Origin of the sequence: Leeuwenhoekiella sp. H156 (assembly GCF_052218455.1) — a bacterium.
Classification (GTDB): domain Bacteria; phylum Bacteroidota; class Bacteroidia; order Flavobacteriales; family Flavobacteriaceae; genus Leeuwenhoekiella; species Leeuwenhoekiella parthenopeia.
In genome coordinates, this window is the sequence record NZ_CP197499.1 from 501,227 (window position 1) to 528,215 (window position 26,989).

27 protein-coding genes are annotated in these 26,989 nt (G+C 35.6%); 23 read left to right on the forward strand and 4 right to left on the reverse strand.

Features of this window, described 5'->3' with window-relative positions:
• Positions 1–19: 19 nt before the first annotated feature.
• The 7 genes from ACSSS3_RS02015 (at position 20) to ACSSS3_RS02045 (ending at position 5,555) form a co-directional block, all read left to right on the forward strand.
• Positions 20–1,150: a site-specific integrase gene (locus ACSSS3_RS02015; RefSeq protein ID WP_442847386.1), complete on the forward strand. Its 1,131-nt coding sequence runs from the start codon at positions 20–22 to the stop codon at positions 1,148–1,150.
• 271 nt (positions 1,151–1,421) lie between these two features.
• Positions 1,422–1,703 (forward strand): helix-turn-helix transcriptional regulator, encoded by a 282-nt coding sequence (locus tag ACSSS3_RS02020; RefSeq protein ID WP_442846251.1) that lies wholly within the window; start codon positions 1,422–1,424, stop codon positions 1,701–1,703.
• Between the two features lie 64 nt (positions 1,704–1,767).
• The gene (locus tag ACSSS3_RS02025; RefSeq protein ID WP_442846252.1) at positions 1,768–3,000 is read left to right on the forward strand and encodes a primase-helicase family protein; all 1,233 of its coding nucleotides are present in this window, start codon (positions 1,768–1,770) and stop codon (positions 2,998–3,000) included.
• A gap of 179 nt (positions 3,001–3,179) precedes the next feature.
• The gene (locus ACSSS3_RS02030; RefSeq protein ID WP_442846253.1) at positions 3,180–4,034 is read left to right on the forward strand and encodes a toprim domain-containing protein; all 855 of its coding nucleotides are present in this window, start codon (positions 3,180–3,182) and stop codon (positions 4,032–4,034) included.
• An 89-nt stretch (positions 4,035–4,123) separates the two neighbouring features.
• The gene (mbpA, locus tag ACSSS3_RS02035; RefSeq protein WP_442846254.1) at positions 4,124–4,420 is read left to right on the forward strand and encodes a mobilization protein MbpA; all 297 of its coding nucleotides are present in this window, start codon (positions 4,124–4,126) and stop codon (positions 4,418–4,420) included.
• A complete protein-coding gene (locus ACSSS3_RS02040) occupies positions 4,417–5,244 on the forward strand; it encodes a relaxase/mobilization nuclease domain-containing protein (protein WP_442846255.1) in 828 nt (275 codons plus the stop codon). The genes mbpA and ACSSS3_RS02040 overlap by 4 nt, the downstream gene beginning before the upstream one ends.
• Positions 5,241–5,555, forward strand: a complete 315-nt coding sequence (locus tag ACSSS3_RS02045; RefSeq protein ID WP_442846256.1) for a DUF6730 family protein — start codon at positions 5,241–5,243, stop codon at positions 5,553–5,555. Before ACSSS3_RS02040 ends, ACSSS3_RS02045 begins: the two co-directional genes overlap by 4 nt.
• A 148-nt stretch (positions 5,556–5,703) precedes the next feature.
• Here the strand turns inward: ACSSS3_RS02045 and ACSSS3_RS02050 are convergent, their stop codons facing one another.
• Complete coding sequence (locus ACSSS3_RS02050) at positions 5,704–6,432, reverse strand: hypothetical protein (protein WP_442846257.1); 729 nt, start codon at positions 6,430–6,432, stop codon at positions 5,704–5,706.
• The gene (locus tag ACSSS3_RS02055) at positions 6,419–7,099 is read right to left on the reverse strand and encodes an RNA polymerase sigma factor (protein ID WP_442846258.1); all 681 of its coding nucleotides are present in this window, start codon (positions 7,097–7,099) and stop codon (positions 6,419–6,421) included. Before ACSSS3_RS02055 ends, ACSSS3_RS02050 begins: the two co-directional genes overlap by 14 nt.
• A 93-nt stretch (positions 7,100–7,192) precedes the next feature.
• On the opposite strand from ACSSS3_RS02055, the gene ACSSS3_RS02060 reads away from it, so the two are divergent.
• The 7 genes from ACSSS3_RS02060 to ACSSS3_RS02090 all read left to right on the forward strand — a co-directional run bounded on the left by ACSSS3_RS02060 (position 7,193) and on the right by ACSSS3_RS02090 (position 13,267).
• Positions 7,193–7,366, forward strand: coding sequence for a hypothetical protein (locus ACSSS3_RS02060; protein WP_442846259.1), 174 nt, complete (start codon positions 7,193–7,195; stop codon positions 7,364–7,366).
• 4 nt (positions 7,367–7,370) lie between these two features.
• The gene (locus tag ACSSS3_RS02065; RefSeq protein WP_442846260.1) at positions 7,371–7,787 is read left to right on the forward strand and encodes a lecithin retinol acyltransferase family protein; all 417 of its coding nucleotides are present in this window, start codon (positions 7,371–7,373) and stop codon (positions 7,785–7,787) included.
• Positions 7,780–8,607 carry a hypothetical protein gene (locus ACSSS3_RS02070; RefSeq protein ID WP_442846261.1) on the forward strand — a complete coding sequence of 276 codons (828 nt, stop codon included), beginning with the start codon at positions 7,780–7,782 and terminating at the stop codon, positions 8,605–8,607. Before ACSSS3_RS02065 ends, ACSSS3_RS02070 begins: the two co-directional genes overlap by 8 nt.
• A complete protein-coding gene (locus tag ACSSS3_RS02075; protein WP_442846262.1) occupies positions 8,608–9,813 on the forward strand; it encodes a nucleotidyltransferase domain-containing protein in 1,206 nt (401 codons plus the stop codon). It begins immediately after the preceding gene.
• A complete protein-coding gene (locus ACSSS3_RS02080; RefSeq protein ID WP_442846263.1) occupies positions 9,803–10,240 on the forward strand; it encodes a hypothetical protein in 438 nt (145 codons plus the stop codon). The genes ACSSS3_RS02075 and ACSSS3_RS02080 overlap by 11 nt, the downstream gene beginning before the upstream one ends.
• Positions 10,241–10,925: 685 nt before the next feature.
• Positions 10,926–12,182: an AAA family ATPase gene (locus ACSSS3_RS02085; RefSeq protein WP_442846264.1), complete on the forward strand. Its 1,257-nt coding sequence runs from the start codon at positions 10,926–10,928 to the stop codon at positions 12,180–12,182.
• 2 nt (positions 12,183–12,184) lie between these two features.
• Positions 12,185–13,267, forward strand: coding sequence for an RloB family protein (locus ACSSS3_RS02090; protein WP_442846265.1), 1,083 nt, complete (start codon positions 12,185–12,187; stop codon positions 13,265–13,267).
• 332 nt (positions 13,268–13,599) lie between these two features.
• Here ACSSS3_RS02090 and ACSSS3_RS02095 read toward each other — a convergent pair whose 3' ends face one another.
• Positions 13,600–16,431 (reverse strand): outer membrane beta-barrel protein, encoded by a 2,832-nt coding sequence (locus tag ACSSS3_RS02095; protein WP_442846266.1) that lies wholly within the window; start codon positions 16,429–16,431, stop codon positions 13,600–13,602.
• 550 nt (positions 16,432–16,981) lie between these two features.
• On the opposite strand from ACSSS3_RS02095, the gene ACSSS3_RS02100 reads away from it, so the two are divergent.
• Genes ACSSS3_RS02100 through ACSSS3_RS02115 form a run of 4 tightly spaced genes read left to right on the forward strand, consistent with a single transcriptional unit; the run spans position 16,982 to position 19,767 of the window.
• Entirely contained in the window at positions 16,982–17,800 is an 819-nt protein-coding gene (locus ACSSS3_RS02100; protein ID WP_442846267.1) for an ABC transporter ATP-binding protein, read from the forward strand.
• Positions 17,797–18,633, forward strand: a complete 837-nt coding sequence (locus ACSSS3_RS02105; protein WP_442846268.1) for a hypothetical protein — start codon at positions 17,797–17,799, stop codon at positions 18,631–18,633. Before ACSSS3_RS02100 ends, ACSSS3_RS02105 begins: the two co-directional genes overlap by 4 nt.
• A 1-nt stretch (position 18,634) precedes the next feature.
• Positions 18,635–18,985 (forward strand): GntR family transcriptional regulator, encoded by a 351-nt coding sequence (locus tag ACSSS3_RS02110; RefSeq protein WP_442846269.1) that lies wholly within the window; start codon positions 18,635–18,637, stop codon positions 18,983–18,985.
• Between the two features lie 20 nt (positions 18,986–19,005).
• Positions 19,006–19,767, forward strand: coding sequence for a hypothetical protein (locus ACSSS3_RS02115; protein WP_442846270.1), 762 nt, complete (start codon positions 19,006–19,008; stop codon positions 19,765–19,767).
• A 129-nt stretch (positions 19,768–19,896) separates the two neighbouring features.
• On the opposite strand, the gene ACSSS3_RS02120 is transcribed toward ACSSS3_RS02115, so the two are convergent.
• Entirely contained in the window at positions 19,897–20,910 is a 1,014-nt protein-coding gene (locus ACSSS3_RS02120) for a helix-turn-helix transcriptional regulator (RefSeq protein ID WP_442846271.1), read from the reverse strand.
• A gap of 79 nt (positions 20,911–20,989) precedes the next feature.
• Here ACSSS3_RS02120 and ACSSS3_RS02125 point away from each other — a divergent pair, with 79 nt between their 5' ends.
• The 5 genes from ACSSS3_RS02125 (at position 20,990) to ACSSS3_RS02145 (ending at position 26,971) form a co-directional block, all read left to right on the forward strand.
• Positions 20,990–21,340, forward strand: coding sequence for a hypothetical protein (locus ACSSS3_RS02125; protein ID WP_442846272.1), 351 nt, complete (start codon positions 20,990–20,992; stop codon positions 21,338–21,340).
• Positions 21,341–21,881: 541 nt separating this feature from the next.
• A complete protein-coding gene (locus ACSSS3_RS02130; RefSeq protein WP_442846273.1) occupies positions 21,882–22,160 on the forward strand; it encodes a hypothetical protein in 279 nt (92 codons plus the stop codon).
• A 14-nt stretch (positions 22,161–22,174) separates the two neighbouring features.
• Entirely contained in the window at positions 22,175–23,776 is a 1,602-nt protein-coding gene (locus ACSSS3_RS02135; RefSeq protein WP_442846274.1) for a PepSY-associated TM helix domain-containing protein, read from the forward strand.
• A 131-nt stretch (positions 23,777–23,907) separates the two neighbouring features.
• Positions 23,908–24,579, forward strand: coding sequence for a class I SAM-dependent methyltransferase (locus ACSSS3_RS02140; protein WP_442846275.1), 672 nt, complete (start codon positions 23,908–23,910; stop codon positions 24,577–24,579).
• Between the two features lie 31 nt (positions 24,580–24,610).
• Positions 24,611–26,971: a TonB-dependent receptor gene (locus tag ACSSS3_RS02145; protein WP_442846276.1), complete on the forward strand. Its 2,361-nt coding sequence runs from the start codon at positions 24,611–24,613 to the stop codon at positions 26,969–26,971.
• Positions 26,972–26,989 lie beyond the last annotated feature (18 nt).

Genomic DNA, 26,989 nt, shown 5'->3' on the forward strand with positions numbered 1-26,989 from the left:
TTTACAAAAAGCTCATACTATGGTAATTAAGCTTAAAAAGAAAAAACTTGCTTCTGGAAAGTACAGTCTTTATATAGAATATTACAAGGGCAATACTAGAGATTCCAACGGCAAACAAATTCATTCAAGGGAGTTTGAATACCTTAAGCAGTATCTTTATATAAATCCTAAAAGCGCTCTTGAAAAGAGAGAAAATGAAGAAACACTGTTAAGGGCTGAACAAATCTTGTCTATTCGTCGAGCAGAATATGCTCAAGGCAAATATGGAATTAAAGATCGTAACAAAGACAAATTATTATTTCTCAATTATTATGAGAAACTCAAGGAAGAGCGCTATGAGACCAAGGGTAATTATGATAATTGGGATGCTGCCCAAAATCACATCGAAGGTTATTGCAAGACACAGAGCACTACCTTCGAAGATATAGATGAAAATTTTGTGGTAGGTTTTAAAAAGTATCTTAATAAAAAAGCAAAGACTAAATCCGGCACTCTTTTATCTCAGAATTCAAAATATACCTACTTTAATAAATTTAAAGCTGCTTTACGCCAGGCTTTTGAAGATGGATATACCAGTCGAAATTACGCAACTGCCGTGAAAGGTTTTGCCATGGGCGAAACTACACGTGAATATCTCACGTATGAAGAACTGCAAAATTTAGCTAAAGCTGAGTGTAAGCATCAAATGCTTAAAAATGCCTTCTTATTTAGTTGTCTTACTGGATTACGCTGGAGTGATATCAATAAACTTACCTGGTCTGAAATACGGGATGAGGAAGAGGGTTCTAGATTAGTGTTTAAACAGAAGAAAACAGCTGCCCAAGAATATCAATATTTATCTGATCAGGCTCGCTCCATTCTAGGAAGCCGAAAGCAAGAAAGTGCACGTGTGTTTCAAGGATTAAAATACGGGGCTCACTTTAACGCAGAAATACTCCGCTGGTGTATGCGTGCCGGAATAACCAAGCATATTACCTTCCACAGCGCCAGACATACCCATGCAGTTCTTTTACTGGAACACGGGGCAGACATTTACACAGTTTCTAAGATTCTTGGACATAAAGAAATTCGCACTACTCAGATCTATGCTAAAATTGTGGACAATAAGAAAAAAGAAGCGGCTTATTTGATACCTCAATTAGAAATCTAAGATTTTTACCTGTTGATAACTCTCAAAACATTCGTTATCACAAATAACTATTGATGGCATTTGATATACTCGAGACTGTGTGAAATTCTATTTGGCATTATTTGATACCATTTAAAATCACATAATATGGACCTTTGTTTTTCAGTGATTTGTGTATAAAAACAGTGTTAAGTACTGCGCTCTTATTAATCATCACACTACTTTTAATTTTAGAATTCAAACATAAATAGACAAAGCGCTTTGTTCTCTATTCACTTTAAAACCGAATACGATGAACACAATTAATTTAGATGAAAGGCTAGCACGTATTGAATCGCTATTACTAGCCAACAAAAAGGTACTCACCCTTGATGAAGCCAGCGACTATACAGGTATGTCACGGAGTTATTTGTATAAACTGACTTCCACCGGAAATATACCTCATAGTAAGCCAGGAGGTAAACTCATTTACTTCGATATCGATCTGTTGAACGACTGGCTTTTAGAAAATCAGCGGAAATCACATTCGCAGATTAAGCAGGAAGCCCTGAACTATACCCTGAAAAAACGGTAAGACATTTCTATACCCCTAATTCTATTAGAACTAGGGGTTCTCTTCACTATTAATACTTTTTACTATGAAAGCTGTACCCTATAAAAGGGTGGGCACCACTTATTATAAGTTGGTTACTGCTCCTACTATTGCTGGTCATTTTAATGAGTTTCTTGTCCATTGGAATATCGAAACCATTAAACAAGATCACGGCAAGGCCTATTTGACAAAAATCCCTAAGTATGATGGGTTTACCTGTATTCCCAATCATATCGACTTTAAACAAGAGTATAAAGGGTTCTACAATATTTACTCTCCACTTAGCAAAGAGCCTGTTGAAGGCACTTACAATACTACTATTAAATTCCTCGATCACATCTTTGGATATCAACTAGAATTAGGATTGGATTACCTGCAGGTACTTTATACAAAACCAGTTCAGGTCCTACCTATTCTATGTCTGGTTTCCAAAGAACGTTCTACCGGCAAAAGCACTTTTTTAAAATGGCTAAAATCCATTTTTGAGAATAACCTCACGTATCTAACAAATGATAGTTTCAGTAGTCAGTTTAATTCCGATTGGGCCAATAAGCTCTTGATCTGCATTGATGAAGTCCTTTTCAATAAGGAAGAGCTCACTGAGCGCATCAAATACCTAAGCACCACCAATATCAATAAGCTCGAAGCTAAAGGAAAAGATAAACGCGAGGTGGAATTCTTCGGCAAGTTTATTCTCTGCAGTAACAACGAAGATAATTTCATCAAAATCGATGGGAATGAAACACGCTTTTGGGTGTTGAAAGTGCCCTCGATTAAAAAAGAAAACACGGACATTTTGGAAGATCTTATTTCTGAAATCCCTGCATTTCTTTACTTCCTGACAAATCGAAAGTTAAGTACGACGCATCAAACCCGTATGTGGTTCACACCGGGGCAGATAAAAACCGCTGCTCTAACCAGACTTGTAAAAAACAACAGAAACCGGGTAGAAAAAGAGTTGGCCAGTATCCTGATGGGAGTTATTGAACAATACGATTTAGAGGAAGTGGATTTTTGCCCGCTGGACGCATTGAATGCTTTAAACAAAACTCGGGTAAAAACAGACCTAACACAGTTGCGTAGATTACTAAAAGTAGACTGGAAACTAATCAATCAACCTAACTCCAATCAGTATCGAAAATTTGTGATTTGGTCTGAAGGTACTATCACGTTAATTGAGGCTAAAGGCCGCTACTTTACCGTAAAAAAGGAATTTCTGATCCAAAATTTTGATGAGACGATGACAGATAAAGATGAACCCACTATTTACAAGGGATGAAGTTGTCATCATTTTATCATCAAACTGTCATCAAAAAAATAAATGATGACAAAAACTAAGCTTAAAAAATCAAAAATGATGAAACGATGAATTTTTGATGACTTGGGAAGACCAGTATTTATATGGTATAAGAAGATTTGTCATCAAATCATCATTTTATTTCTAAAAATAGAGTGCAGATGAAAAAAGAAAAATTATCGTGTGAAAGTGCCCGAAAAATTCACATCGTTAAGGCGCTGGGATTTTTAGGACACCTTCCCACTCGCAATTCGGAAAAGGAAGCCTGGTTTCTGAGTCCCCTGAGGTCAGAAACTCAGGCATCCTTTAAAGTTTCCAAAATATTAAACTGCTGGTACGATCACGGACTTGGTAAAGGCGGAAACTGCATCGATCTGATTTGTGAACTCTCCAAGGTATCTGTCAGCGGTGCCTTAGAAATTCTAGCTCAGGTTAGTACCGGGAATGATAAACTTTCAATACGAGAACAAAATAATTCAAAGGAATCTGGAATTGAAATTAAAAAGGTACAGTTCATCCAACATCCGGCTCTATTACAGTATTTGAACAAACGAAAAATTAGCCGAACAGTAGCTAATACTTTTTGTAGGGAGGTTCACTATACAATTAATGATAAATACGGTTTTTCCATTGGACTCAAAAACAATTCTGAAGGTTGGGAACTTAGAAACATCTATTTCAAATCATCCAGCTCACCAAAAGACCTGACCTGGATTAAAAATGAGTCTCAACATTTAATAGTTGTGGAAGGTATGTTCGATCTCCTATCGTTCATTACAATCTATCCGAATCTTAAACGTGAAGCTGATTTTCTGATCTTAAACTCTATTGCTTTTACGAATAAAGCACTTGTCCATTTTGATCAGTACAATACTATTGAACTGTATCTGGATCAGGATAAAGCCGGTAGAAAAGCTACCGCATTCTTCCTGAATCAAAAACCCAATTGTATCGATAAATCTCCATTCTATAAAGCTGAAAAAGACTTAAATGCCTGGCTGATGAAAACCGATTAAAAATGATTTCTGGAAAGCAGGGCAAGATGTGTGGCTGTGGCCACAATCTTGCTTTGCTCCCGATGGTTGCAAAGAAAAATTAACAAACGATGAAACGAGCACTTATCAAATTCAGATGTAGCGTGTATGAGAAAAAACTATTACAGGTAAAAGCAAAAGCTGCAGGCTTAAGCCTGAGTGCTTTTTGCAGAAAATGCCTAATGGATCAACAGATCAATGCGCGGATGAGCGAAGAGCATATTCATACCTATAAAATGTTGGTGAAGTATCATAATAACTTTAAACGCATTGGCAATATGTATAAAAAAGGAAATCCAAAGCTTAGTGAAGAAGTCAATCTGGTTGCTGAAGAAATCAAAAAACACCTAAAAAGTATTATACCATGATCGGAAAAGGAAGTTCCATATCCAGTACTCTGGGAGCCATTCGCTACGGGAATAACCCGGAGAAGGAAGCTGAGCAGGTATACAATCATTTAATCGTGGGTGAAACTCCGGAAGAAATCACACAGGAGTTTAGAGCCGTACAACAACTCAATCAAAACTGTGAACGCAACACCTTAAGCTTTATTCTAAGCCCCACCATAAAAGACGGCGCCAATATGAGTAAGGAGGATCTGGCCCGTCTAACTAAAGTCTTTCTGGAACAAATGAAATTAACAGAACGCCAGGCGGTTGCTTTTGTGCATCGGGATAAGGAGCATACCCACGTACACCTTTATGTAAACCGTATTGATTTAAATGGCAGGGCATACAAGGACAGTTTTATCGGAAAACAAAGCCAGCTGGCCGCTGAACGAACTGCCAGAGAACTGGGTATTCAAACTGTAAAAGAGGCGCAGTATGATAAAAGTGTTGCGCTGAACAATATGCGAAGCGAACTGCTGAATCTGCATCAGAAAACAATTAGTCAGGATAGAACTAAAGACCTTCAGACATACATCAACCGGATGCGGGAACATCAGGTAAAGGTGATTCCGGTAATCAACAAATCAAATCAACTTCAGGGTTTTCGCTTTGAGTTCAAGGGTCAAAGTTTTAAAGGAAGCGCAATACACCGGTCTATGTCGGCCAGTGATTTACTAAGGTCCTTAAGCCCTGAAAAAAGCCTGGCAATCAATGGAAGTAAAATTCCGATTGCTCCAAGTCTGACCAAGGCAGTTGCTAAGAAAATCATCAAAATCGTAATCGATAAAGGAATAGGGATATGACCAAATTAGAGCTAATCTCAGAACTTCTCGTTGAAGAATTACATTCATTTAAGGAAGAAGTCAATCGCTTAGAGCGCATTGAAAAAAGCCTTAAAAGCACAGCTATAAAATCAGATAGTACTCAGATTGAAAAGTTAATAGATGAACATCTTAGAAACCTTCACCTGTATCAATCTGCTCAACAGGAAAATCAGGAAGAAATCTTAAAACGGATTAGGCAGTCTCGAACGATTCCGAATTGGCTCATCATTCTTGCCCTACTTCTTTTTCTTTCACAAGCATTCGCCATTATCTATCTGCTGCTGCGCTAATTGAAAAAAAATAGAATTAATTTTTTCTTTCAAAAAAACCTGTCTTTTGTGAAGGCCTTTTCGAAAGAAAAAATAATGATAATAGATGCAAACTAGCTGACAAGCTTATTTAAAAGATAGAAGTCAATAAATTAATTAGTTATGCGGACTAATATTTAGGATAAAAACCTTCATCCTTCATCCAGGCGATAGTATCAATAATTTCCTTCCTTCCAAATTTAGACTTATCGGGATGCCAGTCGTAAAGTCTCATTATTAAAACCTCATCGTTCAACAACTGTTTATCCTCAAGAGTTTCCTTCCAGCAGGCGAAAATGGTAGCTATTAATTCCACAGTCCTTGTTTTTGATTTTCTAAATTTCTCAATGATAAAATCAATTTCTGTAAGATGATTTTCAAAATATCTTTCATACCATAATCTATGTTCACCTGCTTTTGCAAGAGGCTGATATTTAAGATAATCCCCTCCTGAAAATAAAAACCATTGATTTTCTTTAAATTTTTTATCGAGGGATCTCATCAATCTATTATCGTAGGGCCCCATAGCTTGCTTTAGAAAATTAGTATGCAACTCCATTTGAGCTGAATTTTGGCATAGATAAATCAATTTCTGAAGTTTTAAGTGACCTAAAGTATTTTCTTTATGAAGTTTATAAACGATTTCAGCAGCTAAAACGGTTCTGCGATGATAATCGATATTTGTTGCTTTTTGCTTAGATTTTAAATTATTTAGGATTTTTTTTGAATCTATCTTTTCTGCATTAGCCTCAAATTTATAGGATTTAAAACTATTCTCAAATGCAATATTTTCATCCCTACTCTCTGGAAAGCCAAATCCTAAAGACCTCAATATTTTGTCAATTTCAGCCTTTTCCATCTGATAATTTTTTAGTTAGTTTCATCACTTCAGTAAAACTCTTAATCTTGTCCAAAGCTTCCTTTTTATAGGTGCGAATAGTAGTTTGAGATATTCCTCCAAGGTGTGCTCGGAGTTCTTCTAACAATTTTTTAGGTAGATTAAAGCCTAGCTTTTCATATTGACTATAGGTTAAATAAACTGTTCTTTGAGAAGGTGTAAGAGATTCTATAGCCTTGATGATAATCATTTGCTCCAAACTCAAATCCATTCCTTCCAAAGTGGGAAACTCAGTAATAATACGTTCAGTTCCATCATAGGGATAATCTTTTTTTCTTTGCTGTTCTCGGTAATAGTTGATGAGTTCATTTTTAGCTATTTTGAATAAATAACTTTTAAAAGCATCATCCGGATCCTGCAGTATGGTTTTTTCAATTTGAAAACCACCTTTTTTAGCGTAAGCAGAAAATGCGGCAGTCGTGATATGCTCTGCAACTGTAATATCGTGTCCGAATCTTTTACAGACAATTTCACTTCTTTGTAACACAGGCTTCTTAAATCTATGGCAAAGAACGTAAAATGCATTTTCTTTTTTTGATTTAGTACTGCTACCTGACTGAAAGAGCTCAATCAGTCTAATTGTAGGCTCATCTTTTAATTCGTTCCAATAGGACATTGATGATTTCATTTGTTATACGCAAAAGCGTTGGGAATGGTTTTGCGTACTTAGGGAGGTGGCAACACACAAAACAAAACTAATAAAATTTTTAACAATTAGATTATGGCAAAAAATAACCCAGTTGGTGATAATGCTCGAAAAGGAGCTGTAAAACAAAGATCCCAAGTTTTTAACCCAAAGACAAACTTGTATGTAAAGAGAAATACTGAAAATGGTCAGTTTATGGATGTCAAGACCACAGGAGGAAAATTCAAAGGAGTTAGAAACGAAAAATAGAACTATGATAAATACATTACCCATTTTACCCGCTCTAAATGCTGGAGATGTAATAATAGCAAAAAAGCGTAAAGGTCTCGGACGGATCCTTAATCACTATATCGTATATGTCGGGAACAATACTTTTGTAGGAAATCTTTCAGATGGGGTTAAAGAGTTACCCTATTACGAACTTATGAGGTTATTGAACGATTACGAACCAATTGGAGTTCGAAAGTTTAGTGGCTCATATTATCAGCGTAATGATGCTGTTAATCGGGCATATTCCAAACTTGGGCAAAAATATAATTTGATAAGCTTCAACTGTGAACATTTTGCAAATTGGGTGCAGTTTGGAAAAATTGAAAGCGCTCAGATAACTACTGGATTTGTCATTTTGGCATCTGCCCTCTTCTTAAAATTGATTTCAACAGATGAGTAAAGAGTTAAATAGATTTTTAGGTTATGTAATTGTGCTTTTATGTGCTTTAGGATACTTGTTCTACAGATATCTTTATCTTAACCCAGTTACAGATTTTCATAAAGAAATTTTAGTAACTGCTGCGATTGCAATCTTGTCAACCTGTTTGATTGGTATATACGAAACTATCAAATGTCAAGGCAAATATTTTTGGACTTCAGTAAAATGTTCATTGTTTATTCCAAACAAGGAGACTTATGTATCCCTAAGTTATTTGCTTAGGATTAAGCTTCCTGGTAGTGAACGCTATTTCCTTGTAAAAGGAGCAAAAGTTGACCAATATCAACCTGTGGGTGGAGTTTATAAAACTGTTGGTAACAAGAACATTTATAAGGAATGGGAGGCCCATCCCAAATCTGATGTGAATAACCCAGATGATTTACGGTTTTTCGTGAAAGCTAAATATATTCCAGAAATAATCCGATGGTTTAAATCCCATAGGGACAGGGAGACAGATGTTTGGCGAGAGTTTTATGAAGAACTTTTGGAAACTAACATTTTAAGTCAAAAGAATTTTAAAACAATACGTACTGAGTTTTTGAGCACACAAGAGAATATTCTGAGCAAGCAAAATAGGTTTAACAACGAGCAGTACCATACTCTTATTTACGACATATTTCAATTAGAGCTCACTCCAGACCAATTTCAGGAATTAGAGAAACTTTTTAAGGATAACACTTTTACTGAAAAGTATGCTTTTGTTACAAAAGATGAAATTGAGAAAGAATGCTTTAATAATCATCAATTAAAAATTGGACAACACACTAAATTCACAATATAGATGAACTTTCAAGAATACTTATACAATCAAGGCTTCCAAAGAGAAGATCTTCTTGCACGAATTGCTGAATCACTTGAGTTAAATGATTCAAGAACCAGTAAAATGGTATCAGCCTACAACGCAATATATGATGTCTTAAAAGTAGACCCTGTATTTTTTTCAAAAGTTGATTTTGTAGTATACCCGCAGGGCTCAAAGGCAATTGGAACAACAACAAAACCGTATGGTAAAGATGAATTTGATTTAGACATAGTTGTACATGTTAAAGATTACTACTATAACTATACTTCATCAGAAATTTATAATCATTTAATCCGAGTTTTCAGAAGCAATGATACTTATCGATCTAAATTAATACCTAAAAATAGATGTGCAAGAATAAATTATTCTGGTGATTTTCATTTGGATATACTGCCAGGATGTATTGTCATTTATAACGAGGATAAATTGATGGTTCCAGACCGTGAATTATCATCTTGGACATCTACATTTCCAAAGGGTTATATAGGTTGGTTTTTAGATATAGCAAAAGATGTTCGCCAGCCCATATTATTGAGAAAGGCATATGAAAATTTTGTCACTCTCACTGAAGCAAAAGCTGAACAGGAGGATTTACCAGAGGAAAATTTTTACTCGAAAGAACCTTTAAAAAGGGCTGTCCAACTAACTAAGCGTTATAGAGATATTTTTTTTCAGAAAAATCAAAAATATAAAACATCAAGTATAGTTTTAACTACAATTTTTGGGCAATTTTATCAAGGAGAGCCGTCTATTTATGAAACGATAGATAATGTATTAAGTCGTATTATAAATAATTACTCTGACTATCAACTACTTTTTGAAAACCATGGTATAAACAAAAGAATAAAAGTTATTAATCCGGTTAATGCTGAAGAAGATTTTACAGATAAGTGGGATAAGGATAAGGAGTATTATTTTCAATTTATTGCTTTTGCTAAAAGCTATAAAGAAAAGTGGGAGCGACTTAAAAAAGGAAATTTTGGAGTTGCCGAGGAGCTTTTTGGTAGCTCACGAACTAAAACCATTTTAAAGTCCCAAATGGAAAATTTATCTATGGGCAAAAGTGATACACTTGAAAAAGCAGGCTTGACAATATTATCTGGAAAAAATTATGTTGATACTCAAGGAAATATTTCTCAAGATGCCGGCTATGAGAGTAAACCACATAGGAATTATGGGGGTTAAAATTGATTTAGATAGAAAAATTGAAATTTTCCAAAATGAGAAGATTGCAGCTCCTTACATTCAACAGTATTATATTGAAAAACATTTCCCTTGGCTCAAGACAGTGGTCAGAGATGGTAAGCTTTTAGGTAAAGGCAAAATCAAGCCAAAGGGATGCTCTAAAGAGTATGAGATATTGGTCGTTTATGACGTAAATGATACCTTAAGAAATGAAAGGATATTTCTAGCAAATGACAGCAAAATTCAATTTGGTAAAACTCCTCATTTATACCCTGACAATAGTTTATGTTTATATTATCCAAAGGACTTCCCTCAAAAATTAGCCTTGAATTTTATAGATTTAATTCCTTGGATATCCGAATGGTTAGTAATGTATGAACTTTGGAAAAAGTATGGTGTATGGATGGCGGATGAAATAAAACACTAAGGCAAATCTTAAGCCTCGTTTACTGTCAGGTTTTTAGCGCTCTTTATCCAGTTTCAAGACAAGACAAGACAAGATTATGTTGTAATAGAAATTATAAGCCACATCTAACATGACTATCTTTAATTTTCGGTTTTATTTAATTAATGCCAGAAATCAACCCAAAGAATATAAAAATCCTGCTATTTTTTGAAAAAATTATAAAATTCTAGATCATACGGGGCTATGAAAAACCCTTCAATTAATTGAAAGGTGTTCAATATATTTTCAGAACTTCTATGTTTTGGAACTTTAAAGTTCGCGTACTTCCCTTGCATAGATTTGTAGCATTTAATGAGATTATTATCTACTTTCTCTCAATAGTATACAAGCGCTCAATCCTAAGGTAGTTTATACTTCTTTCAAATTATCTCTATTTTTTTCTAATAGCTCAATTTGTTTAAAGGAGAGGGGGATAAGTGAACACAAACGTTGTATGTCCCGCGACATTTAGTGAGAGCAATTCAACTCACGTCTTGGGTAATCAATTACGGAAGGAGCTTAGAAGTTCCCAATAATTTTATGTCACATTCAATTGATAAGCAGTTCCATTCTTCCTTTTGCATCTTTGTATATAATTACAAATCCTGAACAAATTCAGCAAACATTCCTAATAAAAACTCAATAAATAGAGTTTAAAACTTAAATCTTGTTACTTTTACGCTCTAAAAACAAAAAGATGCTACTAAATTTCGAGTTTGAAAATTACAGATCATTTCAAGGTCTTTCTAATTTATCTCTTAAGGCCAATTCTTCAAATCAAAAGAATAATAATCTTTACGCTTCAAAAACGGATGCAGAGCAGGATTTTCGCATGTTGAAAACTGCTGTTATTTATGGTCCAAATGCATCGGGAAAATCAAATACAATCCGTGCTTTATTTGAAGTTTTGAATTTAATTGATAATAAACCAAATGTTGATGAAAATCTAAGAATTTATGACCCATTTACATTTGATTCAAAGAGCATGGATAATCCTAGTCGTTTTAGTTTGGAGTTTATTGGACCTTTGAATTTGAAGTACCATTACTCTTTTACTGTTTACAAAAATACTATTATAAAAGAATGTCTAGATTATTGGCCAAATATCAGAAAAACTAATTTATTTGAAAGAAATACTGAAGAAAAGGACAGTTTGAAAACTCATCGAGGTATATTAATGGAAAATAAAAAAGAAATAACTGTTTTTCCTAACCAATTAATATTATCAAAATTCGCAGAAGATCCTCACGAGATCTTAACAAAGGTATATTTGTACTTTAAAGATTATGACGTAATAAATCCAAAAAATCAAAGTCATTCCAAATTTCTAGAAAAAAAAGCAAGTGAAAATCTTTATAATAACAAGTCTTTACAAGATAAGGTTAGCAAACTTATAAGTAGAGCTGATACTAAAGTAAAACACATTGAAATAGAGAAAGATAAAAATGAAAATAACTCATATTCTGTATTTGGTGTACATGACTATATTAATGAGTCAGGAAAAAAAATTAACAAAAGAATGTCACTTTTGGAAGAATCAATAGGTACGCAATCTTTATATGTTCTAGGAAGTAAAATTGTCAATACCATAGATAAAGGGAGCGTTCTTATTATAGATGAAATGGATACTAGTTTACATCCTTTTATCACGAAAATGATTGTACAGTTATTCCATTCTCAAAGTATAAATAAAAATAATGCTCAGCTCATATTTACAACTCATGATGTTTCGCTTTTAGATAAAGATTTAATAAGACGAGACCAAGTTTGGATAACTGAAAAGAATAAAGAAGGACAAACTGAACTGTTTTCCTTACAAGATTTTGATGGATTGAGAGAAGATTCTCCATTTGAAAAATGGTATTTAGCTGGTAAATTTGGAGGTCTGCCAAAAATAAAATCAATTGATTCTATTTTTGAGTAATTATGATCAAGAATATTTTAATTGTTTGTGAAGGAGAGTCAACGGAGCCTAATTATTTTAATCATTTAAAAGATATTCTTATTGATAGAGAATGTCCTATCTCAATAACAATAAGTCCTCGTCCACCAAATATTGATGAAGGTAATGAATATGAAAAGCGACCTGGATCAAAAACAAGAACTTTAAAAATTACTGAGAAAGAAAAGAAAGAAGAATTATCCGTTGTAGAAGATCAATTCAAGGCTCAACCAATTGCATATGTGAGGGAGGCTCAGAAAGGACTTGAAGATGGCACGTATGAGGAAGTCTGGGCGGTATATGATAAAGATGGACATCCAAAACACAAAGAAGCCTACGACCTAGCCTTGGAAGATTTTGATGGAAAATCTGTAAATCTTGGCTTTAGTAGTATTTCATTCGAATTCTGGATATTATTACATTTTGAAGATAGTAAAATAGCATTTGAACGCTCAATGTGTAGATCGACAAATCCTACAAAATACTACTACTGTGGTTCTGATGAGAAACATGAAAATGATTGTTCAGGAGAAAATTGTGTTTGTGGAAGGATAGTTACTCAAAAGTATCTGTCCTATAACGGGAAAAAGAAAGATTTTGATTTTGAAAGCTATTTTCCAAATGTCTATGACGCAATTAAAAGAGCGGTTAAACTCGAAAAATCTTATGACGTCAATACTAATTTAATTTATAATTTAAATCCTATAACTACCATATATAGGTTAGTATTTGAGCTTTTACACTTCCAAAATATAATTTTTACTTGGTTCCAATTTAATCAGACACAAAATTATAATAAACTAAAAATAACGTTTCATAGAAATGAATCAGAAATTAGAATTATAATTGAGCTATCTGAAATAAAAACAGAGATCATAAACAAAGACTTTATTTGTTTATTTGATGTAAAAGGAAATAAAATTTCATTTCATAAAAGGGTAATTTTAAACGAGGTAACTAACGAAATTGAATTTAAAGTTAATTTAGAGCAGTTTGAAAATTCAGAACCTCTTTTCATTGGTTACAAATTGAGTGAATTAGAAGAATACTGTATTAGTCCATTTTAAAAAAATAGTTTCATCTTAAAGCTTTAAAAATTCTTTACACTTCTAATCATCAACAAAATAGGATAACTCTGATTACATTGTGCCGCTAATTTTGGGTTTTTAGTGGCTGACGTATCAGTTTTAGTTAAAAAACTGAAATTTTTAAGTTTAAGCAAATTCAAGATAATACTTAAAACCTCCACTATCTGATTAGCAAAGCACCTTGTACACCTATTTTACACCTCAATCACTAAAAAGCCTTATAAATAAAGGATTAGAATCTATTGTATTGGAAAGTAAATAGCAATTTCAGATATCGAAAATCCCAAAGAGAATTACAGTGATCTGTTTTCTCAATAATAACGTTCATCATCTCTTTTATTAGAAAGTTGGCCCTTACTTCCCATGGTATTGAACTTATAACTAAAGCCCAGTAGGAAATAGCGCTGTAACACATTAGACTCATAGTCGGTTACAGATTGACCTGAAGCAAAACGCTGCGCATTGTTATTTTGGTTTAGCAAATCATAGGCCCTAAGGGATATCAAACCGTCATCCTTCATAATACTATAGGTTAGGCCACTGTTCCAAAAGACGGTTCCCTTTTGAAAACCATCGGCGATATTGCTGTTGTAATTGTAGTTGACCACATTATTCCATTCAAATTTTTTAAGTGCAATACTGGCGTTCAGGCTTACGGTGTGTCTGGTAAAATACGTGTCTTCTAAAGCTGCTATGTCAAAAGTATTACTGCTAAAACTGGGTCGATAGGTCAATTCTATTTTTCCTAGTTCCCTATTATCATAGATAAGCGCTACATTAGGGCTGATCGAATAATTTTTTGAGGTATACTGCTCGCCGTTGATAAAGTTTGCCTGATTGCGATAATTGACATTTAGCCCGCCCCGATATCTAAAGGAAGCTATGCTGTCTAATTCTTTGCTGCCATTATAACTGGCACCTCCATAAGCGCTCCAGTTTCCATTGACATTAATATAGGTTGTATTACGGGAAAAGTCACCTGGATCAATAAGTGTTCTTGCAATAACATCATCATCACTCCAGTTTATAGAACTGTATACATACATATTTGCCCTTTTCTCTGTATTATAATAGGAATAGTTTATGTTGACATTATGCTCCTTTGTGCTTTTTAAAAACGGATTTCCCTGAGTGATATAGAGCGGGTTTCTATTATCTACGAAAGGAGAAAGCTGTCTGATATCTGGTGCTCTGTTGTCCAGATTATAACGAATTGACAAATTCTGAGTTCGGCTAAACTGATACCGGAGGTTTGCATCTCCTTCCAGCGCATCAAATGTATTATTAAACCGAATGTCATTGATCCTTTCGTTACTCTCCAGATCGAGCATAGCATAGGCCAGATTGGCTTCCACATTTAATTTTTCACCGCGGTAAGAAATCCCACCCTGGGGGCGTATCTCCCTATTTTTGTTGGTATAATCTGTACTCTGACTGGGGTTAAAAACAAATTCAGAGCCCGTACCCGTTCTATCATAATAAAGGTCGCTCGTATTACGGGTATTCGTTGAATACTGGTTTCCTGCACTAATAAAAAGCTTTTGAGCAATCAATGGAATATTCCACTGAAGTGTAGAACCATAGTTATTATTTATATTCTCACTTTCCGTGCGCTGATCCCTGATGATTCGCTCTTTCAGCACCTCGCCATCAGAACCTTCCTCATAAATCAGGCTTTCACTTTTGTTAAGACCGTTTGACGTATTATCGCTATATCCCCCGTCAAAATCAATTCTTATGAAACCACCTCCCGCTCCATAACGCCTGGTTAACGATAATTTATTGTTTAAACTTTGTTCGATCCCAGACCTTTGGTTCGATCCTGTAGATGCATTGACTAATGACCGGTTTTCGTCATAAGTAGAACCCGTACTAGAACTGCTGTTGGTGTTTTCGCTGTAGGTAAAATTGGGACGGTACTCTATAAATAAAACAGAATCTAAAACGCTTTCTATCTCTGGATTGATTTTATGCGAAAAATTAGTGGTGTTGGAAGAATAATTCCCTTCTGAAAAATAAATGCGGTCCGGTAGTATGTTTTTTGAACTATTTCTGCTCTCGTCTAGTCTTGATGAAGCGTTATGGAAATAGCTCAGAATAGCTTCGTTGTTTTTGCCGTAATCATCTGCATAATTGACACCGTTCACTTTAGAATCTGTAACGCCACCAAAATTCCCCTGATATCTGTTGGGAATATTATTCAATGCGTTTTGACCGAAAGTCCTTTGGATTTCTCCATAATCAAAACCAGATTTATTCACATTGTTTCCTCCCGTAAGCACACTTAACTGCAAATCATTGTCAAAATAATTTCCCAGGCCTGCATATTCATAACGGTCATCAGTACCGCCGGCAACTGCTGCCCTTCCAAAACTGCCCTTATTTTTATCTTTATCAATGCGAATATTTATAGTCTTATTTTCTCCATCGCTTTTTTCCCCGGTGAAAGCTTGTGTCTTGGTACGACTATCTACCACCTGGATTTTCTTCACCATTTCCTTGGTGATGTTCTGTGTGGCAATAGTAGGATCATTGCCAAAAAAGGGTTTTCCGTTCACCAGAATTTTATTGACCGGCTTACCATTATACGTAACCGCGCCATTCTCATCAACTTCAAAACCGGGCATAGCCTTGAGTAAATCTTCTACATTCGCATCTTTTTTTGTTTTGAATGCAGCTGTATTAAATTCTACAGTATCCCTCTTAAAAGTGATAGGTGGTGTTTTGCCCAAAACCAAAACCTCACTGAGGTTTTCAGTATTTTCCCGTAGATATAGGGTTTTAAAATTCTGTAATCGGGTTTTAGAAAGGTCTACTCGTTTCTTAACCGGCCTATAACCAATAAATGAAATATAGAGGTGAAGTGCCTCTACATTAGCTTTTCCTTCAATATGAAATTTGCCTTCCCTATCACTTATGGTATAGCCAACTAGCGTACTATCTTTAATAGTTTCCAAAAAAACGGTGGCTGCTTCTAAAGGTTCCTTACTTAAAGAGTCTTGCAGAACGCCTGAGATTTCAAACTCCTGAGCATGTACAGTGATTGTTCCTAGTAATAAAATAAGAAGTATGGTGGAGAGAAGAAATTTTAAAGGCACGCTGAACGGGATTTTTCTAATTATTCTGGCTCTCCTTAGCAGCATCTTCGTTTTTTGAGCCTTATTAACCTAGTTGAGCGTATTGACCTTCAATCACCTAACTATTTAGTTTTGGAAAAATACATGATTCATTTTAAACCGGTTATGATTTTTTTGAAAAAAATTATTTGTTCCAAATCAAAACTGTTACATAAAGCTTTCTAAATCTCTTTCAATCTGAACTAAAAACGAGATGAATGAGCTTAAATCTAAAACAATAGAATCTTAAAGAAAAAGCAAGAACAAGTATATCTCACCATAAAAGACTCATTAAAACTGCAATAACACCACTATTCCTCATAGAAAAATATTAGGGATAAATCCGAAGTCTGTTCTACTGGGAAGGAGTTAATTGAGTGGTTAATTTATGCATCATAAGCACGTAGAGACTCATTAAATTCTAGTCGCTACACAATCACTTTTCGTTCAGAGAGGTTGTTCTAGCAGACTTTAAAATGCTTCCACTAAAATAATTACAAAAAAATTGATCGTATGTAAATTATAATGCTTAAAATTACACTGTATTAGTAAAGTAATACAGTAAAACAGTACATACATGATTCATATTGACTCTTTAGAATTTTCGCACGTCAAACAAGAAAGATTATTTGATGACTTAGGTTTCAAAGCAGAACCCGGAAGCATTACCGGTCTATTAGGAAAAAATGGCGCGGGAAAAACCAGCTTATTAAAACTAATCGCAGGAATATTATTTCCAGATAAAGGTACTGTTCAGGTTCTGGACTATCAACCTAAAAAACGACATCCGGATTTTTTAAAACAAGTCTATTACCTGTCTGAAGAGTTCTATTTACCGGGTACCTCAGCAAAAAATTACATAAAAGCCAATAGCATTTTTTACCCCAATTTTGATCATGAGATGATGCTTAGTCAACTACAGGACTTTGAAATCCCGATTAAAAATTCGTTGGATAAAATGTCTTATGGGCAAAAAAAGAAGTTTTTAATCTCCTTCGCCCTGTCGACTAAATGCCGCCTTCTTATATTGGATGAGCCCACAAATGGACTGGACATTCCTTCAAAAACGCTTTTTAGAAAAATACTCGCGGGAGCACTCGATGAGAATCAACTGGTTCTCATTTCAACGCATCAGGTAAAAGACGTAGAAAACCTTATTGATCGTATCACGATACTGAATAATGGTAAAATCATATTTGATCAGGATATTCTGAGTATATCTGACCGTTTTCAATTTACCACGCTACCCAATTTAGATAATCAAACCGTATTATATAGTGAGAGAAGTCCCGGTGGTTACAAGGTTATTTTGGACAACCCGGGAAGTAACTCGCAGGTTGACATTGAACTGTTATTTAACGCCATCACACAAGGCATAAAACTGAAAAGACTATGAAAACAGGATCTATTTTTAGCTTAAAACGTTTTTTTAGACTCCTTAAAAGACACTTTTTTCACTCCTATAAAATCCTTTTATTAGGTCTTCTTGTGGGATTTGGAATATCCTTTTTAGTCATAGCTTTTCTTCAATTTGTGAATGGAAGCTATCAACAATACAACTCCGTATTTTTAGTAATTGGCATTTTTGGTTATGCACTATTGGGCGGTTTTTATATCAGCTCGGCCTTTTCACCATTCAGAACCAAAGAAAAAGCTCAGGAATATTTAATGTTACCCGGGACGGCATTAGAAAAGCTTTTAGTAGAATTGATCTATTATCCCTTGTTATTTTTACTGCTCTTCCCTATTCTCTATTTGACTGCTTACGAAGTCAGTACATCATTTATCACTTTAATAAGGCCTGACTTTATTCCTTATAACCTTAAAATTGAATTCCTGCGCATACTAAACCCAGAAAGAAGCTATTATGAGAACGGTGTTGATGTAAGTTCAAAAATAAATTTATGGCCATTATGGCTTTCAGCAAGTTTTTCTATAGCTATGGCATTTTTCTTAGGAGCAGTTGCTTTTAGGAAGCAGGTCATGTTAAAAACCTTGCTGGCATTGATCGTATATTTTGGGCTTTGTATAGGCTTGTTTTACTATTTTATGAGTGAGTTAGAATGGGGGAATTATCATATTTCTCATGAAAAAAGTTTCCTGACACCATTAGGTACGGGGTCCAGATCTGAAGTAGATGTAATTGCTTTTTTTAGTTATTTAATCCTGTGCTGGGGGCTAATGTTTAGCACGGTATCGTTCTTCAAGCTTAAAGAAAAACAGGTTTAAAATGGAATTTGAAAGCAATCAAAGTATATATATTCAGATAGCCGATACCTTATCGGACCGCATTATAAACGGAGAATATAAACCTGGCGAAAAAATACCCTCTGTGCGCGAATTAGCCGCAGAAGTGGGTGTAAACCCAAATACCATTATGAGAACCTATACCGAGTTACAATCCAAAGAAATAATTGAAAATAAGCGGGGAATAGGCTATTTCGTAACGCCTCAAGCTCTTGACTCCATTCTTTTAGAAAGAAAGAAAATCTTTTTTGATAGGATTTTACCTCAGTTTATTAAGGAAGCATCTCAATTAGGTATAAGTTCTGAGGAACTTAAAAAACATCTGGATTTATAAAATATAAACACACTAAAATCATGAAAATAAGTAACATCATATTAGCGAGCTTCTGTACTTTATTTATAATCTATGTATTTGGAGTGGCTGCGGAAATCCGGTTTAGAGGTGAAGAAAGAATACCCCCACATTTAGCTGATCAAATTACAAATTATTCAGAAGATTGCACTTCTGAGCATAGCGTAAGTCTTAAACTTCCAGCTTTTAAAATTTTAAACCTAAACAGTGTACGTGGTATTGGAAGAATTGAGTTCAATCCCAAAGCTCAAAATCAATTTTTAGCATATGCAGTAAGCGAAGAACAATTGCCAGAAATGAAGTATCATGTATCTGGGGATACACTTTTTATTGACAAACCAGATAAAGAAAGACTTTGTAATCAATTTAAAATTGAGTTAGCAGAACCTCCTCTGGAAATTATTGTTGATTCGATGAAAATCGATTTAATTAACACTTCAGCTGGTTTAACCAGTTTAAATCTCAAGGGATCAAACGCTACCTTTCAGTTAATAACCTTAAATAACAGCATAGCATCTATTGATAGCCTTACCGTTAATCTGGATAATAATTCTTCAATACATTCACAAACCTCAGTTTTGATCGATCATTTAGAAGGTAAAGCTTTAAATAACTCCCAGATATTATTAGGCAATTCAAAAGCTGAATCAGCTGATGTCGAAGTTCACGGCCAGTCTAATTTAATGATCAACAGGGTCAATTACCAAAGTTCAGGTCCTTCCGAAAAGATCATTTACCAGAAATCAACAACAATGGGAAAGTAAACTCTTTTTTAACCTATAATCATTTTTATGAGTGAGACGACTATAGTTTATGGGTTTGACCCAAAACAATTTTGCTTCCGAATTGCAAATAGAGACTTACAAAACTGACAATGCGCCCTGATGTTTTGATTATTTTGAATTTTCGAATCTATAAGCACTGGGTGTTGAACCAATACTTTTTTTGAAGGCAGTTGAAAAATGCTGCGGATTTTTGTAACCTATTTTATCTGCTATTTGAGCGATCGTTAACTGAGTATTTTTAAGATATTTCTGTGCCCGTTGCATACGTATATCATTGATATAACCAAATACCGTAATACCAAAAAGTTGTTTGAAATTGCGTTTGAGCTCATATTCATTAGTACCTATAATTCGTGCTAAAGTCTTTAATGTATGAGGATTCTTTATGTTTTCTAAAATTTGTTTTTTGGCCTCATACATTTGCTTTTCTACATGTATCGGCAATTCTTGACTGCTTTCCCTTTCCGCAGTATAGTTTAACATCAACTGAAAAAACAACTCCGTGATCTTTGATTGTAAGTGAATTCGTTTTAAATATTCAGGACATTTATAGTCTAATACTTGGCTGATTAACTCCGAGATTTTAAGAGTCAGCTTATAGCCCGATTTAAAAAAGGATTTGAAATGAGGTTCCTTTTCGAACAGGTCGTGTTCAGTTTGAGGTATAAGGGTTTTGATGAAAGCCTTTGATAATTTTATTATTACAAAATCAATATCCCCAGAAATTGAGTATATCTCAGTGGTGGCATTATTGCTATAGACCATATTAAGACGCTCTCGATCAATAGCTACAGCATGTTCCCCGACACTTAAATTGATTTGTCCGTCTACCAATAGAACTATTTTTACCGCTGCAGCTTCTTTTGGCCAGTGTAAGCATACGCGTTGCGCACTCGAAAGTCGTACCCGAGTAACAGCAAAATCCTCTAAAAAGGAATTAAACACCCGGAGGCTGAGCCCCTCTTCCTCTAAAGACCCTACACTTTCGATATGTGCAGCATTAATACGCTCTAGGCTGAATTTTGCTCCAGCTTGTTCTATTTCATTACGCACGGCTATAGGTATACTGCGTAGCGTAGCGTCTTTCTCGGGTGTAATTTCTCCCCCTCGCGTATCTATCATTTCGGTATAAATCGAAGCATTTGAAACAAAAGTATTATTTTTATTTAATCTAAATAATAAAAATTAAAAGCTTTTAGCTATGTCTGAAATGATCCTCATATACGCAAATCCATACGGCTCAGTTTACGAATTAAATAAGCTTCCAAATCCAAAACATAAGTATCAATTGGTAATTGGCGCTATGGGAATTTTTATGTCTAAAAAAGATCTTCTTACGCTGCTTGATACTGCTAAATCCCATTTTACGCCGTGCTATTGTGAATACTGTCAAGGGAGACTTCCCGATAAGTTGTACTTACCTGATGTGGGTAGTGAATTATGCTTGCTTATCGACCCATTAGTTCTAGCTGATCTTGAAGAACTCCTTGAAGGAGTGCTGTTTCATATAGAAATACAAGAAACCCTTAAAAACAATAGAATAGATACCTAGGTTAACCATCAAAGGGTTTAATACTCCGAGTCTTGCCTCGAAATTGAAAATTTGTTTCCAACCAATGCCTCGTGGGCTTACCCTGAGGTTGTTTAATCCTATTTCAATTTAAATTCCTCCTGACGTATTTTTTTCTCCGTCTGACGTACATAAATTCGATGGATTAGTTCACATATTTGCCTTCGTGAATTTTTTATAAACCCAACCCTATGCTGAGTTTAAGTATTGGAATGACCGCTTTAGGATACTATTGCTGTTACATTACCTCCAAACGGGCCCTCCTACCTAAAACCAATCCTCTTGTCACTTGGGCACAATCCAATGCCAAGACCAGTAACTATTTAGGACTTCTACTGCAAACTCTGGGGTTGCTGTTGTGCATACTCAGTTTGGGCTTTGGCTCTGGTTTATTTTCTTTTCTTGTCATTTTAATGACCGTGGCAAGTGCAATTCTCTTGATAGGACCGCTATATCTAATCAATAGTAAACACCTAGTGCTGCTGTTTATAGTTGCACTAGCTCTTGAATTATACATTTAATCATGCCAGCTAATAAAAAACATCTTACGCGTTCACCATGGCAACGACTCTCCAAATTCATTGCAGGCTTTATAGGTGGTTATATTATCACCCAACTCCTGTTTATCGTTGTACTTAAAATAGCAGCTCCTACCGAAACCCTGATAAGCCTTCAATATGGTGGGTTTGCTGTTTGGGTAAGCCTTTTCTTAGTATCGTATCTGTTTAAGAACGGATATAAAATCCTGGTGGTTTATACGATTATAATTGCCGGATTACTTGGTATAATCTACATCCTCTAACTCTATTTTCTTTCATGGGACAACGTCTGTACAATGTGTTTTTTCACACACATACCATTAGCGGTATTGTAATAAGCGCCTTACTTTATATCATCTTTTTTACCGGCTCTATTTCATTCTTACGGGATGAGATCAATGCTTGGGAGCGTAATGAACCCATCAGCTCCGACTATTTTAGCACTATAGATTTTGATCAGGCTTTAAGTGAGCTGCAGAAAGGTAAAGACCTATATGGCAGGGATTTGATGTTCAATCATCGTTACTTTGAGCGTAGGCTCGGAGCCACTATGACGCAGTCTAAAGATACCACGATTCAAGATGCCCCCCAACGCGGCGGCCGAGGGAACTTCTTTTATATGGATATGAATACCTTCAAGAAAGAAAATTATACTTCTAACTATAGTCTTGGAGAATTCTTCTACAGATTACATTTCTTTGCTCAGCTAAACTTTTACAGCCGTTCAGGATATTACCTCTCGGGTTTTGTAGCCTTTTTCTTTTTGTTTGCCGTAATCACAGGGGTCATTGTACACTGGAAAAAAATCATTCAAAGTTTTTATGTTTTTCGCCCAAAAGGAAAATGGAAAAATATCTGGACTGATGCCCACGTAGCCCTTGGGATGATTGGCTTACCGTACCAGTTTATGTTTGCACTTACGGGGTGCTTCTTGATTATAGGCTATATGGTTATGTTTCTGCCTATTCAGTCTTTTATTTATGGTGACGATGTCCAGGCTTTTACAAAGGATATAGAATATGAAGAAAACCCAACCTATGAGTTTACTTACCAGCCTTTAGAATCGGTACCATCTATAAATGATTTTGTTGCTGAAACGCTTAAAAAATGGCCAGACATCAAGCTTACAGCACTAGATGTTATTAATTATGGAGATCAAAGCATGCACGTAAAAATCTATGGTGCTCCAGATTTTGATCAAAAGCTTTTAGGTACCGGACACATCACCTACCGCGCTCGAGATGGTCATTTGGCACATATTAAAGATCCTTACGGAAAGGTCTCTTACGCTGAAGGTTCACTAAATCTCCTGCGTAGGTTGCATTACGGTGATTTTGGAGGGTATGGAATGAAGCTTATTTATTTAGTACTAGGTTTTATTACCTGCTTTGTGATCTTAAGTGGCGTACTGATCTGGTTGGTGGCTAGAGACAAAAAACAGGTGGCTCCCGCTAAACGTATTTTTAATAAATGGTTGGTTCATATTTATATGGCCGCTTGCCTTAGCCTCTATCCGGTTACTGCAGCGACCTTTACAGCCATCAAACTTTTTGGAGACGATCTGGGTGATGCGCGACAGCATTTTATTTACAGTATTTTCTTCTACAGCTGGCTGGGCCTAAGTATCCTATTGATAGCGCTTAGAAATAATTATCTTATCAATAAGACCTGTCTTATTCTAGGTAGTATACTGGCTTTAAGTGTTCCTATTGCCAATGGATGGGTTACCGGTAATTGGCCCTGGGTGGCTTGTGATCAAGGCTACACTCAAATCTTTGTAGTAGACGTTTTTTGGATGTTGATGAGTCTGATTTCAATTGCTGTAGTCTTTAAATTGAAGCATAACGAACGTCCCGGAGCCCAACCTGCAACCCCTTAACGCTCAAAGTTTATGCAATAGCACCTGATAATTCTCCGCATCACGTAATTGATTCTCCGCCTTGCGTAGTCGATATGACAGCTTACACTCTAGCTTTGCGATAATTTATATTCAATCTAAATAATAGTGTTATGAAAACACAAAAAAGATGGAGTGCACAAGAATTAACAGCGCTTGCTAATCAGCTAGGATGCCCTACGGCTTCAAAAGGATTAGCCGTTGCAAAGCAAATGCAAGAATCAAACAAAGAAATGATCATCAATGCGTTTAAAATACTCGATATACAACCTAAAGACAGTATTCTAGAATTGGGTCCTGGTAACGGATGGCATCTATCGCAAGTGCTCAAGAATAAGGAGCTGATAACCTATACCGGACTTGATATTTCTAAATTAATGGTCGAAGAAGCTAAGAAAAATAACAGTGTATTCGCTAAACAGCGTACGGTACAGTTTCAAACATATAACGGAACATTATTGGATTTTCCTGCAGAACAGTTTAACAAGATCATCGCGATAAACACCATTTATTTTTGGCGAGACCCCAACAAAATCATCAATCAACTGTATAACCTTTTACAAAAAGGAGGTTCTCTGGTCTTGGGATATGCAGAACGCAAATTTATGGAGCAACTGCCTTTTACTACTCACGGCTTTGAGCTCTATGAAACGGTTGAATTGGTACGCATTTTAGAATTATGTGGATTCTCAAATTTTGCTTTAAAAGTTCACACAGATAAAGTCTTGAGTAAAATGGGAACTCAGGTCGAACGCGATTACACCGTACTCAAGGTGACCAAATAATTCATTTTCAACTTTCAATTTACGACGCTTTATGTCTCAACAACGATACAATCTTTTGATTGTACTTACACTGCTGCTTATAGGTAGCTCTGGATTTTCTCAAAATGTGATCTCAGGTAACATTCTTGATCAAAATCAAAAACCCATCCCTGGCGCTACAGTTCTAATACTGGGTACCGATGCCGGGACTGTAACTGAATATAACGGTGCTTACCAACTTAAAAGCGCACGCAATGGCGACTTTATAATTGAAATCTCTTATATGGGATTTGAAACATTCCAAAAGTCGATAAGTTTTACCGGTACTACCCAACTTCGAATTGATGTCAACCTTGAAGAAGCCACCAATGCCTTGGATGAAATTACCGTGACTGGAAAAAGTGTGGTTCAGCAAATACGCGATAAAGCCTTTAATGTAAGTGTGGTTGACACCAAAAAACTAAGCAATACTACTTTAGACCTGGGTCACGCTCTTGACAAAGTAAGCGGTGTGCGGGTAAGAGAAAACGGTGGTGTAGGTTCACAAATGAATTTTTCGATAAATGGGTTCAGAGGAAGACAAATTAAATTTTTCCTCGATGGTATTCCCATGGAAAATTTCGGTTCAGCCTTTCAATTGAATAATATTCCTGTAAATCTAGCCTATCGCATTGAAGTCTATAAAGGTGTTGTTCCCATTGGCTTAGGTGCTGACGCTTTAGGTGGTGCGGTCAATATTGTAACTAACTCCTATACCCAAAATCATTTAGAGCTTTCGTATTCCTACGGCTCGTTTAATACACATCGAAGTACCATAAATGCTATTTATGTATCAGACTCCGGCTTTACGGCTCAAGTAAATGCATTTCAGAACTACTCTGACAATACCTATAAGGTAGATGTAGATGTCGCCGATATCAATACAGGGGAATATTATCCCAATCAAGAGGTAACGCGTTTTAATGACCAGTACCATAATGAGACCGCTATAGTTAATGTTGGGGTGGTCAACAAATCGTATGCAGATCAGCTCCTCTTAGGAGTGACTTTAGGCAAAAGTTATCAGGAAATTCAAACCGGTGCCCGCCTGGTTAGTGTCTTTGGGGGATGGCATCGTAGAGCCAATATTGTGATGCCCAGCTTAAAGTATAAAAAAGATGATTTTCTCATCGAGAAGTTAAATGCGCGTATAAGTGCCAATTACAATTTAGGCTATGAACAGAATATTGACACCCTCAACCGCAGATACAATTGGTTAGGTCAGTTCAAAGAATATGAAGGTCAGGGCGGGGAAAGTTCGTACTCATTGTATAAATATCGCAACAACACCGGTATTGCAACCGCTTCTTTTGATTACAAAATAGATGAGCATCAAACCCTTGCTTTAAGCAACACCTTTAATACGTTTAACCGTAAAGGAGAAGATGAAGCAAACCCTGACAATGATCGTTATGATGAGCCTAGAAAGACGATGAAAAATGTATTAGGTCTCGGCTATACCTATGAGCAAGAAAACTGGAATGCGTCGGTATTTGTGAAGAATTTCTTTCAGCAAAATGAGTTTACCGCTTCTTACAATCCTACAGGTGATTATGGCGATGTTGCCTATTTCAATACCATAAACACCTTTAATCCTATTGGATATGGTACTGCGTTTACCTACTTCTTACATAAGAATCTTCAGTTTAAAGCATCCTTTGAAAAAACCTACAGACTTCCTGCGGCCAATGAACTATTTGGTGATGTGATCAATCTTCGTGGAAACACAGACCTAAAGCCGGAATCGAGCTACAATTACAATATAGGAGGCAGTTATTGGCTGACCTTTAAAAGTGATCTGATCAATTTTAACCTCAATACTTTTTATCGGGACGCGAGCGATTTCATTCGGCCTAGACTTACCCCAAATCAAGACATGCAAGTCATGGATAATCTGGCAAGTGTAACCAACGCAGGTATCGAAAGTGAAATACGCTATGAGCACGGTAAATCTTTTGCTGCCGGTCTGAGTGTTACTTATCAAGAGCTGAGAAATGACACCCGTTTTGTAGAAGATTCAAAAGTAGAAAGCATCGTTTATCGCGATCGCATTCCCAATATGCCTTACCTCTATGGAAATGCTGATGCTAACTATACTTTTTTTGATGTATTCAAAACAGAAGATAATTTGAATATAGGTTATAATCTGCTGTATGTGCACGAATTCTATCTGTATTGGCCTAGCCAAGGGAGTGTTAAGCTTAATGTACCTGAGCAACTCGCGCACGATATAACCCTTACCTACACCTTAAATAAAAAACTACAGTTTACACTGGAGTGCCGAAATGTAACCGATCGTAAGCTCTATGATAATTTCTCATTACAGAAACCGGGTCGCGCATTTTTCGGAAAAATCAAATACACAATTCTATAAACAACAAATCTTAATTAA

What these genes read in the sequence shown, in the direction of transcription:
- ACSSS3_RS02120 (WP_442846271.1), bottom strand. Translation starts at nt 20,910, where the DNA reads ATGATAGATACGCGAGGGGGAGAAATTACACCCGAGAAAGACGCTACG.
- ACSSS3_RS02060 (WP_442846259.1), top strand. Translation starts at nt 7,193, where the DNA reads ATGGCAAAAAATAACCCAGTTGGTGATAATGCTCGAAAAGGAGCTGTA.
- ACSSS3_RS02135 (WP_442846274.1), top strand. Translation starts at nt 22,175, where the DNA reads ATGGGACAACGTCTGTACAATGTGTTTTTTCACACACATACCATTAGC.
- ACSSS3_RS02130 (WP_442846273.1), top strand. Translation starts at nt 21,882, where the DNA reads ATGCCAGCTAATAAAAAACATCTTACGCGTTCACCATGGCAACGACTC.
- ACSSS3_RS02045 (WP_442846256.1), top strand. Translation starts at nt 5,241, where the DNA reads ATGACCAAATTAGAGCTAATCTCAGAACTTCTCGTTGAAGAATTACAT.
- ACSSS3_RS02105 (WP_442846268.1), top strand. Translation starts at nt 17,797, where the DNA reads ATGAAAACAGGATCTATTTTTAGCTTAAAACGTTTTTTTAGACTCCTT.
- ACSSS3_RS02095 (WP_442846266.1), bottom strand. Translation starts at nt 16,431, where the DNA reads ATGCTGCTAAGGAGAGCCAGAATAATTAGAAAAATCCCGTTCAGCGTG.
- mbpA (WP_442846254.1), top strand. Translation starts at nt 4,124, where the DNA reads ATGAAACGAGCACTTATCAAATTCAGATGTAGCGTGTATGAGAAAAAA.
- ACSSS3_RS02125 (WP_442846272.1), top strand. Translation starts at nt 20,990, where the DNA reads ATGTCTGAAATGATCCTCATATACGCAAATCCATACGGCTCAGTTTAC.
- ACSSS3_RS02065 (WP_442846260.1), top strand. Translation starts at nt 7,371, where the DNA reads ATGATAAATACATTACCCATTTTACCCGCTCTAAATGCTGGAGATGTA.
- ACSSS3_RS02055 (WP_442846258.1), bottom strand. Translation starts at nt 7,099, where the DNA reads ATGAAATCATCAATGTCCTATTGGAACGAATTAAAAGATGAGCCTACA.
- ACSSS3_RS02030 (WP_442846253.1), top strand. Translation starts at nt 3,180, where the DNA reads ATGAAAAAAGAAAAATTATCGTGTGAAAGTGCCCGAAAAATTCACATC.
- ACSSS3_RS02040 (WP_442846255.1), top strand. Translation starts at nt 4,417, where the DNA reads ATGATCGGAAAAGGAAGTTCCATATCCAGTACTCTGGGAGCCATTCGC.
- ACSSS3_RS02050 (WP_442846257.1), bottom strand. Translation starts at nt 6,432, where the DNA reads ATGGAAAAGGCTGAAATTGACAAAATATTGAGGTCTTTAGGATTTGGC.
- ACSSS3_RS02110 (WP_442846269.1), top strand. Translation starts at nt 18,635, where the DNA reads ATGGAATTTGAAAGCAATCAAAGTATATATATTCAGATAGCCGATACC.
- ACSSS3_RS02140 (WP_442846275.1), top strand. Translation starts at nt 23,908, where the DNA reads ATGAAAACACAAAAAAGATGGAGTGCACAAGAATTAACAGCGCTTGCT.
- ACSSS3_RS02020 (WP_442846251.1), top strand. Translation starts at nt 1,422, where the DNA reads ATGAACACAATTAATTTAGATGAAAGGCTAGCACGTATTGAATCGCTA.
- ACSSS3_RS02100 (WP_442846267.1), top strand. Translation starts at nt 16,982, where the DNA reads ATGATTCATATTGACTCTTTAGAATTTTCGCACGTCAAACAAGAAAGA.
- ACSSS3_RS02025 (WP_442846252.1), top strand. Translation starts at nt 1,768, where the DNA reads ATGAAAGCTGTACCCTATAAAAGGGTGGGCACCACTTATTATAAGTTG.
- ACSSS3_RS02080 (WP_442846263.1), top strand. Translation starts at nt 9,803, where the DNA reads ATGGGGGTTAAAATTGATTTAGATAGAAAAATTGAAATTTTCCAAAAT.
- ACSSS3_RS02075 (WP_442846262.1), top strand. Translation starts at nt 8,608, where the DNA reads ATGAACTTTCAAGAATACTTATACAATCAAGGCTTCCAAAGAGAAGAT.
- ACSSS3_RS02015 (WP_442847386.1), top strand. Translation starts at nt 20, where the DNA reads ATGGTAATTAAGCTTAAAAAGAAAAAACTTGCTTCTGGAAAGTACAGT.
- ACSSS3_RS02115 (WP_442846270.1), top strand. Translation starts at nt 19,006, where the DNA reads ATGAAAATAAGTAACATCATATTAGCGAGCTTCTGTACTTTATTTATA.
- ACSSS3_RS02090 (WP_442846265.1), top strand. Translation starts at nt 12,185, where the DNA reads ATGATCAAGAATATTTTAATTGTTTGTGAAGGAGAGTCAACGGAGCCT.
- ACSSS3_RS02070 (WP_442846261.1), top strand. Translation starts at nt 7,780, where the DNA reads ATGAGTAAAGAGTTAAATAGATTTTTAGGTTATGTAATTGTGCTTTTA.
- ACSSS3_RS02145 (WP_442846276.1), top strand. Translation starts at nt 24,611, where the DNA reads ATGTCTCAACAACGATACAATCTTTTGATTGTACTTACACTGCTGCTT.